This window comes from Endozoicomonas sp. SESOKO4 (assembly GCF_024606275.1).
In genome coordinates, this window is record NZ_JAHHPS010000214.1 from 1 (window position 1) to 1,143 (window position 1,143).

A 1,143-nucleotide genomic window follows, 5' to 3' on the forward strand; every position below is an offset into this window, starting at 1 on the left:
TAAAGATTGTCGAATCCAACCACACGGAAGTGGGTAAATAATACGTTTTACAGGAATATTGCCATGAATGTTGCCCAAGGAACGAGGAATTCTGTAAACCTGAGCCCTCACTCTCAACCAAAGTTTGATCAACCAAGGCCTGACAGCAAGGCGGTAAAGTCCTCTAGCCAATGGTCAACCAGCCAACCGACCCGCAAGCTACTACCCGGTCATCCCAGGGAGTCTGAGCGACAGGAGCTACTGCAGGCCGCTGAAAGCGGGCGTCTGGCGTTTCGGCGAATTGAATTGACTGAAGAGAGAAATTACTTTTCGGGTATGGGAGCGCCAAGACCCTTCACTCTCGCCCTGCCGGGAGGAATGGCGCCCACCGGGCGCGTGCCAGAAGCTTATGGTAAATGGATGGTTGGCATTTTTGATCCACAATGCCTGTATGTCTATAAACGTAATGCAGGGACTTGTTCGCTGGCGATGATGCTGCCTGAGCTAACTCCGGAAAACAGGTTAGTAAAACTTCTGCCTGATCTGCAATCAGTGCTTGATAGATATTTTGAGCGCGGCAATCAACTCATCTGGAAAGTTTATCCTGCTCGTTTCACCTCGGGACATCTGAATGCGGATGGGACGTTCTGTTTACCAGAATTGAAACCCGGCTATCATTCCACGGATGATGATTTCCCGGAGCTGGTGCTCACCCATTACAAAAAGCAGGACGTCAAATGCTTTTGCGTTTACAACGATGCAGAAATAAATGTTTCCGATATCCTGCGGGACAAGCGTCAGTGTGAAAAGGTATTGAGGCTTAAACCCTTACCTCTGGTTGTTTATTGCAACCGCACAGGTTCTGTAGAGGTTTATTATGATGATGAGCTGGACAGTCAATACCTGAGTATGAATGAGCGTTCGCTGAATGATTTTGCGTTCTCACAGGGCGTAGCCCCAGACCATTTCAGAGCCATGTTGAATCTGCTGCCTATGTCTGTGCGGGCAGAGGCACTGAGTTCGGAACGAACCACCACAGCAGATCCAGATGCCAGGCACAAACTGCAACAGGCCATTGACCTGGTCAATGAACCCGGCTCTTACGACTGCGAGAGGCTTCTGGACTTAAAACAAAGAGGCTTGCCAATTCACCAGCGTTTTTTT

At 49.2% G+C, this 1,143-nt stretch carries 1 protein-coding gene; it reads left to right on the forward strand.

Going from position 1 to position 1,143, the window contains the following annotated elements; genetic code table 11:
• Window positions 1–63: 63 nt before the first annotated feature.
• The coding region (locus KDK16_RS04175) for a hypothetical protein (RefSeq protein WP_257274799.1) at window positions 64–1,143 on the forward strand (1,080 nt) is incomplete at its 3' end.